This is a genomic window from Sorangium sp. So ce185 (assembly GCF_051526825.1).
Lineage (GTDB): Bacteria > Myxococcota_A > Polyangia > Polyangiales > Polyangiaceae > Sorangium > Sorangium cellulosum_D.
In genome coordinates this window covers 10,293,078-10,306,741 of sequence record NZ_CP150316.1, presented here as the reverse complement: position 1 = coordinate 10,306,741, position 13,664 = coordinate 10,293,078, and the positions used below count along the sequence as shown (strand labels likewise).

The window sequence follows — 13,664 nt, the reverse complement described above, 5'->3', positions numbered from 1 at the left end:
GTGCACGTCCTCCGTTCGACAAACTTCACATTCCGGCTGCGGGTACTAGACGGCGCACCCCTCCCTGAGCGCGCGGAGCGCGCGATTAGGGAGGGGCGGACCGCGCGCAGGCGCGAAGCGCCGAGCACGGGCCGGGGGTGGGCATCCGCTCTCTCTCGGCCGTCCTTCGCTCTTTCAGAACGTTTCTCATCGACGATCAACATCGAGGGGTGGGAGCCGGACGACCCGTGGAACTACGCGCTCGGGGAGAGCGAGGTGCCGTGGGTGGAGGTGCCGGACATCGCGGAGCTGGAGGGGGCGTTCGACGAGGGGAGGGATCCCTATGCGGGGTACGCGGACGCGGTGATCGCGGCGCTGGAGGCCGGTGTGAGCGGCGGGGTGGTGGTCGCGCGGGCGGACTTCGTGGCGAACGTGCGGGCGTGGCGTGAGAACAGCGCGGCGCTGGAGATCGCGCTGCGCGACCGGATGGGGGTTTCGCTGGCGGAGACGAACGCGTTCCTGAAGGCGCAGAACCGGATCACGGCGTACGTGCGGCGGTTCATGGATGCGTCGGACTGGTTCGTGGACACGCCGGTGCCGGCGGACCTGCGCGCGGTGGTGGACACGGTGCTGAAGCCGCGGTTCGATGCGCTGGCGGACCAGATGAAGGACAGTCTGAACCAGTGGACAGGGGACGGGCTCGACCTGGAGCAGACGCAGCTGTACCAGACGATCAGCGCGTTCGCGGGGGCGATGTCGACGGTCGGCGAAGGCGTCGAGGCGTACGCGGGGGTGATGCAGACGCTGGTGCACGCGACGACGCGCATCGGGGTGGGGTTCGTGCCGGTGGTGGGGCCGGCGCTCGACCTGTGCGAGGCGGTGAGCGGGAAGGAGTGGTGCCTGCCGGCCGGGCGCGAGCTCAGCGACGAGGAGCGGATCTTCTCGGGGCTGGGCTTCGGGCTCGGGGCGGTCGGGCACGTCTGGCACGGCGTCGCCGCCGCCGGCGCGCTACCGCCGCGTGGGATCCGGATCGCCGGGGAGATCGCGGAGGTCGATAAGGTCGTTGTCAAAGGGTTCGAGGTATGGAGGCTCCGCGGGTACAAGAACCTGAAGGGGGCGGTGACGAAGAAGGCGCTCAACGCGTTCGAGAAGACGGTGACGAGTTTCCTGACCGGCGACGGGCGCGCGCTCCTCGGCGTCGGCGACGACGGCGTGCGCGACGTGCTCAAGATTCCGTAACAATCAAAGCCGGGGAGCACCGACGGGATGGCGCCCGATTTTCTGACGGTGTCCGCGCGGGAGAAGCTCATCCTGAGCGAGGCGAAAGCGGGCACCAACGTCGATGGCGACAGGGTGATCGACCAGTTGTCCAACGCGATGGAAGCGCTAAAGCGGAATGGCCGCGCCGGCGATGTCGTAGAGGTCGAGCTCATCATGGAGCGGGGCGGGAAGCTCGGTGGCAAGAAGTACACTGTCAAGGACGGTTACCTCTTCGATGAGGACAAGGGCAAGAGGGCGAGCCTGAAAGGCTTCAACAAGCCCATCAAGGTGATCCGGTTATGAGCGAATCAGGTCCGCGCTTCTACGCCTGGTGTGACGAGGCATCGAGGGTCGACGCCTTCACGGCGGCGCTATCGGCCCTCGTGCAGCCGGGGTGGCTAATTGGCGTGAGTATGTATTGCGACGCGGCGTGCGACACGACCTCCATGGAGGAGGCCGCTGCCATGATCCGCGCCCACTTCAAATGCGACGGGGGTGCTCTGGTCAGGTCCAGCGTGCTGCTCCGCGCATCCCAACGTTTCGTTCTTCCGGACCGTCGCGGACCCGATTTTTCTCTTGGCATACCCGTCATCGATTTCGGTAGTTGTTGCTGCGCTGAAGCTTACGAACGTCTCAATGCGAGGGGCCCCCGCGAGCCGCAGGGGCCCCTCGAGATGTCCCCCGACGAGAACAGGGACTTCTTCCGCTTCAAGCTCGAACTCGCCTGGGGCAGGGGCCCGCGCTCCATCGAGGCCGAGGCCCAGGTGGCGTGGCACATCATGCAGGTCGACCTCGAGGACCTGCTGCTACGTCTCTGCGCGCCGGACGGGAGCGGGAGCGTTCGCACCGGCGCGTGTACGAACGCGTGGCACTGGAACGCGCCGGTCGCCACGTGCGCGACGTACAACGCGGACGCCCGCGAGATCGTGCGCGATCTCGCGGTGTCGTGGGTGCACCTCCACGACAGGGACAGCGTGTCGCGCATCGCGGGCATGTCGCTTGCCGCGCTCCACGCGCGCGTCGACGCCGCGCCGGCCGGGGCGCGCGTTCCGCTCAAAGGCGGCGGCGAGCGCGCGCACTCGCTCTCCCGCGAGACCGTCCTCAAGGCGCTGGCGGCACCGCCCTCCGCCCTGCTGGAGGCGCTCGAGGCCGCGGCGGTGCCGGACGAGGCATGGCGCGCGGCCGCGCCGCGCACGGCCGAGATCCTGGGTCTGACAAGCCAGCTCGCAGAGACCGGGGAGGGACCTCCCACCTGGCCGGTTTACACGGACACGTATCGTCACATCCGCTTCCTGAAAAAGCACCCCCCGTTTGTCGTACGCCGCCTGCCGAGCGACGGCGTGGTGCTTTTAACCCACCCTTACTGTTCGCTCTGGCCGCTCTGGGCCAACGCGCTCTGCTCGCTCGGCCTCATGTCCTGACGAGGAACTTCATCATGGTGAGCCAGATATGAGATCAGGACCGTACTTCTTCGCCTGGTGCGACGAGGCAACAAGGGTCGACGGGTTCGGCGCGGCGTTGTCAGCTCTCGTCCACGACCCACCGTACAACGTGTCCGTCTACATGCGCCCCAGCCCGAGTTTCAGCACGACCTCCGTCGACGAGGCGGTCGCGAAGATCCGAGCTCACTTCGGACGCGCCGATGCTGATGCCTACTTCGCGATGTTGGGGAGCTCCGGACAGTTCGTCTCTTGCATCCTCCGCTGCTACACCGACAGGAGCGAACGCATCCAGCCGTGGGGCCCCATCCACATGCACCCCCGCCACATCGAGGACTTTGCCCCCATGCACATGGACCTCGCCCTGGGCAGCGGACCGCGCTCCGTCGAGGCGGAAGCCGAGCTCACGTGGCACATCGTTCTGGACGACCTCGAGGACCTGTTGCTCCGCCTCTGCGCGCCCGACGCGAGCAGGCGCGTCTCGACCGGCGGCTGCACGAGCGCGTGGACCTGGCTCGCGCCGGTCTCGATGTGCGCGACGTACCACGCGGACGCCCGCGACATCGCGCGCGATCTGGCCCTGTCGTGGGTCAGCCTCCACGACAAGGAAAAGGTCTCGCTGATCGCGGGCATGTCGCTGGAGGCGCTGCACGCGCGCGTCGACGCGGCGCCCGCTGGAGCGCGGGTGGTCCCGACGGACAAGAGCGGGCGCTCGATCCCGCTCTCCCGCGAGACCGTCCTCAAGGCGCTGGCCATGCCGGGCTCCGCCCTGATCGAGGCGCTCATCGCCGCGGCGGACGTGCCCGACGAGGCGTGGCGCGCCGCGGCGCCGCGCGCCGAGGAGATCCACAACCTGACGGTGCAGGCCAGGGCGCGCGGCGAGCAGTTCACCCGCGGCAGCGGGCCCCTCACCTGGGTGGAACTGACGGGCGAGCACGTCTACTTCCTCGTCGACCACGCCCCGTTCCACGTGCGCCGCCTGCCGAGCGGCGGCGTGGTGCTGGCGACCCACCCGTACCGCACACTCTGGCCGCTCTGGTCGGACGCCCTTTTCTCGCTCGGTATCACGTCATGATAGAGACGCGAGGCGCCGCCTTGCGGCGCGTGCAGAACGGTCGCCCTGGCTCTGGCAGTGAGCCAGGCGTCCTTGAGGTCGTTGACCCATGAATCAAGCGCGGAGTGAACGCGGACCCGATTTCTACGCGTGGTGTGACGAGGCCGACCGGTTCGACGCCTTCGCGGCGGCCCTCTCCGCGCTCGTCTACCCGGGGGGACTTTGCGATGTCAGCCTCTCCACGCCCGGATCCTCCGAACACCTGTGGCGCAGCGAGGCCTCCCTCGACGAGCTCATCTCGATGACACGTTCCGCCTTCAAGGCAGGCTCGGAAATGCATGTGAATTTCGGGACGAAGTGGAGGTGGCTGGCCAGGTTTGGCCTGAGCCTGGACTGCTATGGTGAAGAACACGAACGCCGGTGGGCCAGCGGCCCTCTGCGCGTGAGCACGTACGAGTGGAAGGGGCTCTACCCGTATCGCCTCGAGATCGCCATCTGCAGCGGTGTGCGGTCCGTGGAGGCCGAGGCGGCGATGATCTCGATGCAGTTCGAGCAGGACATGGAGGAAATCCTGCTGGGCCTGTGCGCGCCGGACGCGCGTCGCCGCGTGACGACCGGCGCGTGCTCGGCCGCCTCCAGCTGGTCCGCGTCCGTCGAGGCGTGTGCGACCTACCACGCCGACGCCGCGAGCGTCGCGCGTGATCTCGCCCTGTCGTGGTTGCACATCCACGACGGCGACCTCGTGGAGCGCGCCGCGGGCTTGTCCATGGACGCGCTGCGTGCGCGCGTCGAAGCCGCTCCCAGAGGGGCGCGTGTCGGGGTCGCCAGCACCGTCGAGCGCGTCGACGAGCACTGGGGCCTCGACCGTGATGCGTCCCGATCGCGGGCCGAGCGTCCGACCCGCCCGGACGCCATCCGGCGCGTCCCACGTGCCCGCATCGTCGGCGACGAGGATCTCACGCGCGAACAGGTGCTCGCGGCGCTCTCCATGCCGCCGGCCACGCTGATTGGGGCGCTGGAAGCCTCGGCGGTGCCGGACGAAGCGTGGCGCTCCGTCGAGCCTCGCGCGCGCGAGCTCGCCCAGGAGATCATCGAGGAGCCCAGGGAGGGCGAGCCCTCCTACGAGGTGAACGTCGCCACGGGGAGACACGTCCGGTTCATCGAGCGCCACTCGCCCTACTACGTACGGCGCCTTCCGAACGGCGGCCTGCTGCTGGCCACCCACCCCTTCCGCACGCTCTGGCCCCTCTGGTCCGACGCTCTCTTCGCGCTCGGCCTGATGTCCTGACGCGCATCGGGACTGGCCAGACGCGCAACTGCCTGGCGGCCGCCACCCTCCGCCGCCGCTCCGCCGCCCCGGAGGCGCGCCGATCGCCGCGGCGCCGCGCGCCGGCCGCCGGGCCCGCCGCGTGCTTGTGGCCGGCGCATGAGCTCCTGGAAGCGCGCCGCGCTGCTGCCCCATCACCTGCCCGTCCACGATTCGTACACCGACGATCCCGCGGCGCTCGCCGCCTTCATCGGCCCGCGCGAGCGCGCGCTCGAGGAGGGGATCTGGTCGCTCGGCGACGCCGACCTGCTCGCGATCGTGCTCGGCACCGGGCTGGTCGGCACGCCCGTCACGATCGTCTCCGCCGCGCTCCTCTCGCGCTTCTCCGGGCTGGAGGGGCTCTCGCGGCTCGGCCCGCACGCGCTCGCCGAGCACCCAGGCCTCGGCCTCGCGAAGGCGCTCCGCATCGCCGCGTCGCTCGAGCTCGGGCGGCGCGCGTTCGAGCGCGCGGTGCGCCCGCGGCCGCCGGTGCGCACGTCGGCCTCGATCGCGGCGTGGTGCGCGGCGCAGCTCGGCCCGCTCGATCACGAGCAGATGTGGGTGATCTCGCTCGACGGCCGCAACGGGATGCGGGGAGCGCGCCGGGTCGCGCAGGGCGGGCTCCACGGGTGCTCGGTCACGGCGAAGGACATCCTGCGCGCCGCGCTCTCGGACGCGGCCTCGGCGCTCGTGCTCGTGCACAACCACCCGAGCGGCGACTCCGCGCCGTCCCCCGAAGACGTGGCCATGACCGACGCGGTCGCCGCGGCCGGCGAGGTGATCGGGGTGCCGCTCGTCGACCACGTCATCCTCGCGCCGGACGGCCACTACTCGTCGCTGCACGATCTCGGGATGATCAAGCCCGGCGACGCGCCGGCGGAGGGCGGAGCCGGCGCGCGCCCCGCGCCGGCGGAGGGCGGAGCCGGCGCGCGCCCCGCGCCGGCGGAGGGCGGAGCCGGCGCACGCCCCGCGCCGGCGGAGGGCGGAGCCGGCGCGCGCCCCGCGCAGGCAGGGGCGGCCGGCGCTGGTCCCCGCCGCGCGGGCCACGGCCAGCGCTAGCTCCGCGCGCCGACGGCGGTGAGCCGTTTCGCGACCCTGCCGTGACTCCAGGGGGCCGGCCGGTCGGCTCACGAGGCGGCGCTCGGCGTTCGGTCATGTCCAGCGGAGCCCTACGATCATGGTGATGCGCGCCCGAGCTCTCGCCCCCCCTCGACGGCTCGGCGTGGTCGCCTATGCGAGCGACGAGGCGCTCGTGGAGGGGCTCCGCGCGAGGCATCCCGCCGCCCTCTCCGCCTTTCACGAGCGCTTCTCCGGGCACGTGCTCCGCGTCCTCGGCCGGCTCCTCGGCAGCGGCCACGACCTGTCCGACGCTCACCACGACGCCTTCGTCCGCGCGCTGTCCTCCCTCGATACACTGCGCGATCCGGCCGCGCTGAAGGCGTGGATGACGTCGGTCGCGGTGTTCACGGCGCGGACCTGCATCCAGCGGCGCGCGCGCCGGAAATGGCTCCTCTTCTTCGCCCCCGACGAGCTCCCACCCCTCGTCGCGCGCCCGCACGAAGGCGAGGCGCACGAGGCGCTGCGCGCGACCTATCGAGCGCTGGACCGGCTCCCGGCCGACGAGCGCATCGCGTTCGCGTTGCGGCGCATCGACGGCATGGATCTCCAGGAGGTCGCCGACGCGTGCGGCGTCTCGCTCGCGACCATCAAGCGGAGGCTGGCCCGCGCGGAGGCCAACTTCCTCGAGGCGGCGCGGGATCAACCCGCGCTCGAGGAGTGGCTGAAATGAGGCTCGTCAAGGGCGATCGCCCCTCGCTCGATCGTCTGCGCGAGCTCGGCCGCGCCCAGGATGCGGAGCTCGCGGCGCAGGATCTCGATCTCGAGCGCGCGCGCGAGCGATTCCTGGAGAGCGCGGCCGGCGGAGCCGCCCAGCCCGGGGCTGCCCGCCTCGGACCGTCGCGCCCTCGGTGGATCGCGCCCGCGGCGTTCGTCGCGCTGGCAGGCGCTTGTGCGGTCCTGCTCCTCGTCCTGCTCCCCTCGTCGAGGTCGCTCTCGTTCGCGGTCGGGTCGGCAGAAGGGCAGGTCGGGACGTGGATCGCCGCCGCGGCGGACGCTCCGCTGCCGATCCGCTTCTCGGACGGCACGTCGCTCGCGCTGGACGCGGACGCGCGGGCGCGCGTGGTGGCCGCCGACGCCCGCGGGGCGCGGGTGCTGCTGGAAGCCGGCCGGCTCACGGCGACGGTGACCCACACCGCGACGAGCACGTGGAATTTCAACGTCGGCCCGTTCGACGTGCTGGTGACCGGCACGCGCTTCGAGCTGAGCTGGTCCCCGGTGGACGAGGAGCTCAAGCTGGTGCTGCGGGAAGGATCGGTCGCCGTGTCGGGGCCGCTCGTGGGGGGGCGGCGCGCCGTCGCTGCGGGAGAGACGCTCGAGGTCTTCTGCAAGGAGCAGCGCTTCGAGCTCACGCGCGGGGAACCGCGCGCCGAGGGCCCGCCTCCGCCGTCGTCCGCGCCCATCGCTCCGGCCGCGCCCATCGCTCCGGCGGCCTCCGGGCCGGCCCCGGCGGCGACCGGCGACAGGGCGGCGGTCGCGAAGGCCGCGGACGCGCCCACGCGCCGGCCGAGCTGGCGCGACCTCGTCGACGCCAACGAGTACGACGAGGCCATGACGGCGGCCGAGGCCGAGGGCTTCGACCGGCTCGTCGCCCGCGCGAGCGCGGCGGATCTGCTGATGCTCGCCGACGCCGCGCGCTTCTCGGGGAAGCCGGAGCGCGCGGCGGCGGCGCTCACCGCGGCGCGGAGCCGGTTCGCGGGCTCGGGCGAGGCGGCGAAGGCCGCCTTCCACCTCGGCCGGATGGCGTTCGACCAGCGGCGCGCCTACGCCGAGGCCGAGCGCTGGTTCGACGTGTACCTCGGAGAGCAGCCGGGCGGATCCTTCGCGCAGGAAGCGCTCGGGAGGATCATCGAATGCCGTGCGCGCATGGGATCGACGAGCGGGGCCCGGGAGGCCGCGCGCCGCTACCTGGAGCGCTATCCGGCGGGGCCCCACGCAGCTCACGCGAAGAGCCTCCTCGAGGAGGAGTGAGTGCGATCGCGAAGGACGGCGCGCGCGGCGCGCGGCGGAGCCTGGGCGATCGGGCTCTGCCTCCTCGCCGCATCCGACGCGGGCGCGGCGCCGCCGGAGCCGCCGCCGGAGGCTCCACGCCCGAAGGTCGTCCTGATCGCCGATCGCCGGACGGACGCCATCATGGCCCGCGTCTATGCCGAGCTCGCCACGCTCGGGTTTACGGTCGTGGTCGTGCGGGGGGACGACGATCCGCCCTCGCGCGGGTCCGTGGAGGCGAGCGCGCGGGAGGACGGCGCGGCGGCGGTGATCCGGGTGAGGGAGGTGCCGGGCGGCGTCGATGTCTCGATCGACGATGGTGCGACGGGCGAGTCGGTCCAGCGCACCGTGATGGACGACGATCCCCCCACGGTCGCGATCCGCGCGGTGGAGCTCCTGCGCGCGAGCCTCCTGGAGGTGCGCTCCCCCCGGCCGTCGCGGGGCGAGATCGACGCCGAGCCGAAGGCCAGGACCGTCGTCGACGCGCGGCGACCGCCGCCGGCCAAGCCGGCGCCCGTCGCCGCCGCGCGCCCGCGCGAGGACGGCGCCTCCCGCGCGCCGTCTGCTCCGCCGTCCAGGCCAGGCGCGACCCGGAGCGCGCCGGCGATGTTCGGCGTCGGGGCGGCGCCCGCGCTGCTGTGGAGCGCAGGCGGCGTGCCCGCCTCCCCGATGCTGGACGTGTCGGGGTACGCGATGATCGGGTCTCGGCTGGGGCTCTCCACCTTCGCCCAGATCCCGCTCGGCAGCGTGAGCCGAGAGGGCAAAGAGGGCACGCGGCACGTGCGGGTGGCGCTCGCCGCCCTGGGGGTGCGCGTCCCGCTCGGCCCCGCCGACGCCGAGTGGCTGCCCTCGATCGGCGCCGGGCTCGCCGCCGCCTGGCTGCACGTCGAGGGCGACGGCCGCTCGCCCGAGTACGTCGGCGTGGCGGAGGACGCGTTCTCGCTCGCGCCGTACCTGCGCGCGGGGCTCTCGTTCGCGCCGTTTCCGTACCTGCGCATCAGCGAGCACTTCCTCGCCGGGATCGCGGCGCCGCGCATCGCGATCGACGCCGCAGGTCGCGCGGCCGACACGTGGGGTCGCCCGTTCCTCGGCGCAGCTCTCGGGGTGGAGCTCGCGCTGCCGTGAGCCGAAAAGGGCGGCTGTCGTGACCTCAAGGCAGACCATCTTGACGCCGGGCGCTCGGGCGCCTGGCGTGGAGGGCTGCATGAAGATCACGGTGACGAAGCTCTGGGCTGTTGGCCTGTCGATGGCCTTCGCGTGCGCGCCGGCGGCGTGCTTCGACAGCCACGTCGATCCGATCGTGGAAGTTCACCTGGCGACCTCCGTCGTGGGGGCTACCGAGGGGCCGTGGGCTGCCTGCGTCGTTTCCCCCGAGGACGAGAGCTCCCTCGTCCTCCCCCATGTATGTCCGGATCCCGGCCCGGACGGCGAAGAGCGCAGATGCTCGGTGGCGTACGTAGCCGACAGACAAGACGATGGATCGATGTGGTGCGAGGTGGCGGCGGTCTGCCTCTACGAGTGCGTGACGGCGGCGGACTGCCCGCAGCCGCAGAGCGGGACCGCCACGCCCGTGTGCAACTCGTACTGCTCGTTGCCCTGCGACGAGAACACCACGTGCCCGAACGGTATGGAGTGCTGGCACCTGCCCCACGGGCCCGGCCTCGTGGACGAACAGGGCTTCTGCATGTGGAAGTACGAATGTGACTGAAGGCCGAGATCGGCGAGCCGGGCGCCGCGTCGCCCGACATCCTCGCTGGCGGCTCGCCGGCCTGCGCCGCTAGCCGCGCCGGCTGACGAGGATGCCGTGCCGCTCCCCGCCGGGCCTCCCCGCGGTGCCCGGGACGCTCGCGAACCGCAACGTCGCGCCGCCCCAGTCGATCGACGGGCTCCCCTTGAGCAGCGACGCATAGAGCGCGCTCGCCTGCGTCATGGGGCAGCCGAGCGCCTCGCGCAAGAACGTCAGCGACGCGCCCGTCGCGTAGCTCACGGGCGCCTGCCGGCCGTCCTCGCCGATCACGGTGACCTCGAAGACGTCGTCCTCGGCGCGCGCGGCGCGATCCGGATCGGTCAGCGCGAGGTGCAGCGCCTCGATCGCGCCGCCGCCCGGGCCCCCGCCCGCGTCGAGCGTCACGTGGAGCTCGAGGAGCGGCGCCGTGTAACGGACGATCCGCCGCGCCCCGCCGCCCTCCACCGGGACGGGCGGCGCCAGCGTCTCGCGGCGCCTGAGCTGCGCCTCGACGACGAGCGCCGACCGCGCGAGCTCCCGCTCCGTCTTGCCGAGCAGCCGGCGCGCGCGCATCTCGGCGAGCGCGCGCCTCAGCACCTCGCGGTTGCTCGCCGCCCGCGCGTGGCCCGGCTCGCGCGCGAGCAGCGCCTCGAGCTCGCCGAGCGCCTGCTCGTGCTCGCCGATCGACGCGAGCGCGTCGGCGAGCGTGAGCCGCGCGTCGGCGAACGCGGGCGCGCGCCGCACCGCCTCTCGGTACGCCGCGATCGCCGGCGCGATGTCCCGCCGCGCCTCGTGCGCGAGCCCGAGCGCGAAGGCCGCCCGCCCGTCGTCCGGCGCCGCCTCGCACGCCCGCGCGAGCCAGCGCGCCGCCTCGTCGTAGAGGCGCTCGTCGTAGAGCACGATCCCGAGCTCGCGCAGCACCCGCGGGTCGGGCGGCTCGAGCGCGGCGCCCCGCCGGAGCTCGGCGGCCGCGTCGTCGAGCCGGCCGAGGCGGACCAGCGCGCGGGCGTAGGCGAGGCGCGCCTCGGCGTCGCCGCCGCCGCGCTCCACCGCCGCCGCGAGCGCCGGCGCCGCGTCCGACCAGCGGCCCTCCGCCGAGTACGCCGCCCCGAGCGCGAGCCACGCCCCCGCGTCGTCCGGCGCGCCCGCGAGGTACCCCTCGAGCCCGGCGATGCCGCCGGCCATGTCTCCTCGGCTCAGCAGATCGAGCGCGCGGGCGCGCTGCGCGTCGGGCGGCGTCATGGCGGCAGCGTACGCCGGCGCGACGAAGCGGGTCGAGCGCCGCCGGGGCGCGCGGCGCCGCGGGAGCGGCTTAGCCCGCACGGCGGGCGCGCGGACGTCAATACCCCGGCGGGAGATCGGCCGTCAGGCACGAGACGGTGTTCGGGGCCGCGCGCGACGACCACAGGGCGCCCGCCGGCTCCCCGCCGGAGAAGCGCACGCCCTCGCGCGGATCCCACGACGGCGCCTCGCCCGGGCGCAGGGAGTGCGTCCCGCTCTGATAGAACGCGATGATGTACGTGTGCCCCGCGACCCGGCAGCCGAGCCGGTCCGCGAGCGCCCGCGCGAACGCCTGGCCGGTGTGGCCGAACGCGCTGCAGCAGCGGAGCCACACGACGGCGTCGGGCCCCGCGAGCTCGGCCCGCAGGGCGTCGAGCGCCGCGTCGAGCGGCGAGCCCGGCCGGAGCGCGGCCTCGTCGAGCCGGCTCGCCCCGAGGCGCATGTACCCCCAGCCGCCGTGGCCCCAGGCCTGCAGCGACGCGATCTTCCGGCCGCGCTCGCGCGCCGTCCGCGCCGCCCACCCGAGCGCCTCGGCCCAGCTCGACGCGGCGAGCCACGCGTCGGCCGCGCCCCGCATGCGGTGGAGGAGCGCCCCGGCGCGCCAGATCGGCGAGAGCCCGATCGTCGCGCCCACCGCCTCGCCCAGGACCGCGAGGTCCGCGGGCTCGGCGACGGCGCCGCGCGCGTGCTCCGTGGCCTCGGCGACGGCGCCGCCCGCGTGCTCCGCGCCGTCGCGCCGGCGGGGCGCGCCGCTCGCCCGCCGCGCGCGGCCCCACCCGACGTCCGTGTTATCGAAGAGGACGAGCCGCATCGAGCCTCCCATTCTACGCGTTCCGAATGTACCGCCGCTCGCAGCCGCGGCCACGCGGTCGATTCCCCACCCGCCCCCCGAGCGCCTCCCGACGGCGCACGCACGCCCCGGGCGCGGCGAGCGCGAGGCCCGGCGCGGCGAGCGCGAGATCTACGGGAGGCGGTCGTCCCGTTCGCGGCGGGCGCAATCGCTAGTGATTTCCTCCCGCGGCCTCGGGTAGCCTGCCCGAACCGATGGGCCTGTCCGAAAACATCAGGTTTTATGCGGCCACCGACGTCGGCCGCATGCGGGACCACAACGAGGACAACTACCTCGTCGACAAGAAGCTCGCGCTCTTTGTGGTTGCCGACGGAATGGGCGGACACGCCGCGGGCGAGGTCGCGAGCGCGCTCGCCGTCCGCATCATCCACGAGGAGCTCAAGAAGGAGCGGGACCTCATCGAGAACCAGGCGCGCAGCAACGTGCGGCGCGCCGCGATGAAGGAGGTCCTCAGCCTTCTCGAGCACGCCGTCCAGCGCGCGTGCGCGCGGATCCACGAGGAGGCGAAGGCCGACGCGACGAAGCGCGGCATGGGCACCACGCTCTCCGCGCTCCTCATCGCCGGCTCGCACGGCTACATCGCCCACGTCGGCGACAGCCGCATCTACCTCCTCCGCGAGGGCCGCATCCAGCAGGTCACGGAGGACCACACCGTCTACAACGAGCTCATCAAGCGCGGGAAGCTCACGCGCGATCAGATCGAGAAGGTCGCGCAGAAGAACGCGATCACGCGCGCCGTCGGCGTGTACGAGCGCGTCGAGGTCGACACGCTCACGATCGAGGTGCTCCCGGGCGATCAGTTCCTCCTCGCGTCCGACGGGCTCCACGGGTACATCGCGCACACCGCCGAGCTCGAGCCGTTCTTCGAGGAGGAGAACGGCGAGGTCGCCGCGAACGGCCTCATCGATCTCGCGAACAGGAAGGGCGGCAAGGACAACATCACCGCCGTCCTCGTGCGGCTCGGCGCGGGCGATCACCGCGACAGCGTCCGCGCGCGGCTGCTCGCGCTGAAGCGCGACGTGCTCGCGAAGATGCCCCTCTTCGCGCGCCTCCACGAGCGCGAGATGCTCCGGGTCATGCAGGTCGCCGAGGTGCTCTCGTTCGAGCCCGGCCAGGTCGTGGTCCGCGAGGGCGATCGCGGCGACGAGCTGTTCATCGTGCTCTCGGGCCTCGTCCGGATCGTCCGCGGCGACGCCGTGCTGAGCGAGGTCGGCCCGGGCGAGCACTTCGGCGAGATGGCGCTCATCCGCAGCGCGCCGCGCTCGGCCACCGTCTCGGCCGTCGAGCAGAGCGAGCTCATCGCCGTCCGGCGCGCCGACTTCTTCGAGATCCTCCGCAAGGAGCACGAGCTCGCGGTCAAGCTGCTCTGGCAGTTCCTCGGCGTGCTCGCCGACCGGCTCGACCAGACGTCGCGCGACCTGACCACCGCCCGCGAGGAGCTCGCCGCGGAGGACATCACGAGCGAGATCTTCCCCGACAGCGAGGAGGGCAAGAGCCCGTTCGCCGCCGAGGAACGCTCGCCCGCCCGCTGATCCGCGCCCCGCGGCCGGCCGCGGCCCGACACGCCGGACGGAGCGCGCTCGCCGCGGCTCTCGGCGAGCGGCCCGCGCCGCCGGCGAGCGGCCCGCGGCCGCCGGTGATCGGCCCGCGGCGGCGCCGATCGT

Annotated in this window: 11 protein-coding genes and 1 pseudogene; 10 read left to right on the top strand and 2 right to left on the bottom strand. The window is 73.1% G+C overall.

The annotated features are described in order from the left end of the window. From WMF26_RS37885 to WMF26_RS37845, 9 genes and pseudogenes are all read left to right on the top strand, one after another. Positions 1–1,542: pseudogene (locus WMF26_RS37885) on the top strand (hypothetical protein). Then, positions 1,539–2,660, top strand: a complete 1,122-nt coding sequence (locus WMF26_RS37880; protein WP_437996690.1) for a hypothetical protein — start codon at positions 1,539–1,541, stop codon at positions 2,658–2,660. Before WMF26_RS37885 ends, WMF26_RS37880 begins: the two are co-directional and overlap by 4 nt. 28 nt (positions 2,661–2,688) lie before the next feature. After that, entirely contained in the window at positions 2,689–3,753 is a 1,065-nt protein-coding gene (locus WMF26_RS37875) for a hypothetical protein (RefSeq protein ID WP_437950975.1), read from the top strand. Between the two features lie 88 nt (positions 3,754–3,841). Next, complete coding sequence (locus WMF26_RS37870; protein ID WP_437950973.1) at positions 3,842–5,020, top strand: hypothetical protein; 1,179 nt, start codon at positions 3,842–3,844, stop codon at positions 5,018–5,020. A 138-nt stretch (positions 5,021–5,158) separates the two neighbouring features. Then, the gene (locus tag WMF26_RS37865; protein ID WP_437996689.1) at positions 5,159–6,097 is read left to right on the top strand and encodes a JAB domain-containing protein; all 939 of its coding nucleotides are present in this window, start codon (positions 5,159–5,161) and stop codon (positions 6,095–6,097) included. Between the two features lie 124 nt (positions 6,098–6,221). Then, complete coding sequence (locus WMF26_RS37860) at positions 6,222–6,827, top strand: RNA polymerase sigma factor (RefSeq protein ID WP_437950971.1); 606 nt, start codon at positions 6,222–6,224, stop codon at positions 6,825–6,827. Beyond that, on the top strand, positions 6,824–8,125 hold the full coding sequence (locus tag WMF26_RS37855; protein ID WP_437996688.1) for a tetratricopeptide repeat protein: 1,302 nt from the start codon (positions 6,824–6,826) through the stop codon (positions 8,123–8,125). The genes WMF26_RS37860 and WMF26_RS37855 overlap by 4 nt, the downstream gene beginning before the upstream one ends. After that, positions 8,126–9,268, top strand: a complete 1,143-nt coding sequence (locus tag WMF26_RS37850) for a hypothetical protein (protein ID WP_437996687.1) — start codon at positions 8,126–8,128, stop codon at positions 9,266–9,268. A gap of 79 nt (positions 9,269–9,347) precedes the next feature. After that, positions 9,348–9,851, top strand: a complete 504-nt coding sequence (locus WMF26_RS37845; protein ID WP_437996686.1) for a hypothetical protein — start codon at positions 9,348–9,350, stop codon at positions 9,849–9,851. A gap of 69 nt (positions 9,852–9,920) precedes the next feature. On the opposite strand, the gene WMF26_RS37840 is transcribed toward WMF26_RS37845, so the two are convergent. Both WMF26_RS37840 and WMF26_RS37835 read right to left on the bottom strand, forming a co-directional pair. Further along, entirely contained in the window at positions 9,921–11,111 is a 1,191-nt protein-coding gene (locus WMF26_RS37840) for a tetratricopeptide repeat protein (protein ID WP_437996685.1), read from the bottom strand. A gap of 97 nt (positions 11,112–11,208) precedes the next feature. Next, complete coding sequence (locus tag WMF26_RS37835) at positions 11,209–11,961, bottom strand: hypothetical protein (RefSeq protein ID WP_437996684.1); 753 nt, start codon at positions 11,959–11,961, stop codon at positions 11,209–11,211. Positions 11,962–12,194: 233 nt separating this feature from the next. On the opposite strand from WMF26_RS37835, the gene WMF26_RS37830 reads away from it, so the two are divergent. After that, positions 12,195–13,532: a Stp1/IreP family PP2C-type Ser/Thr phosphatase gene (locus WMF26_RS37830; RefSeq protein WP_061621302.1), complete on the top strand. Its 1,338-nt coding sequence runs from the start codon at positions 12,195–12,197 to the stop codon at positions 13,530–13,532. Positions 13,533–13,664: the final 132 nt, after the last annotated feature.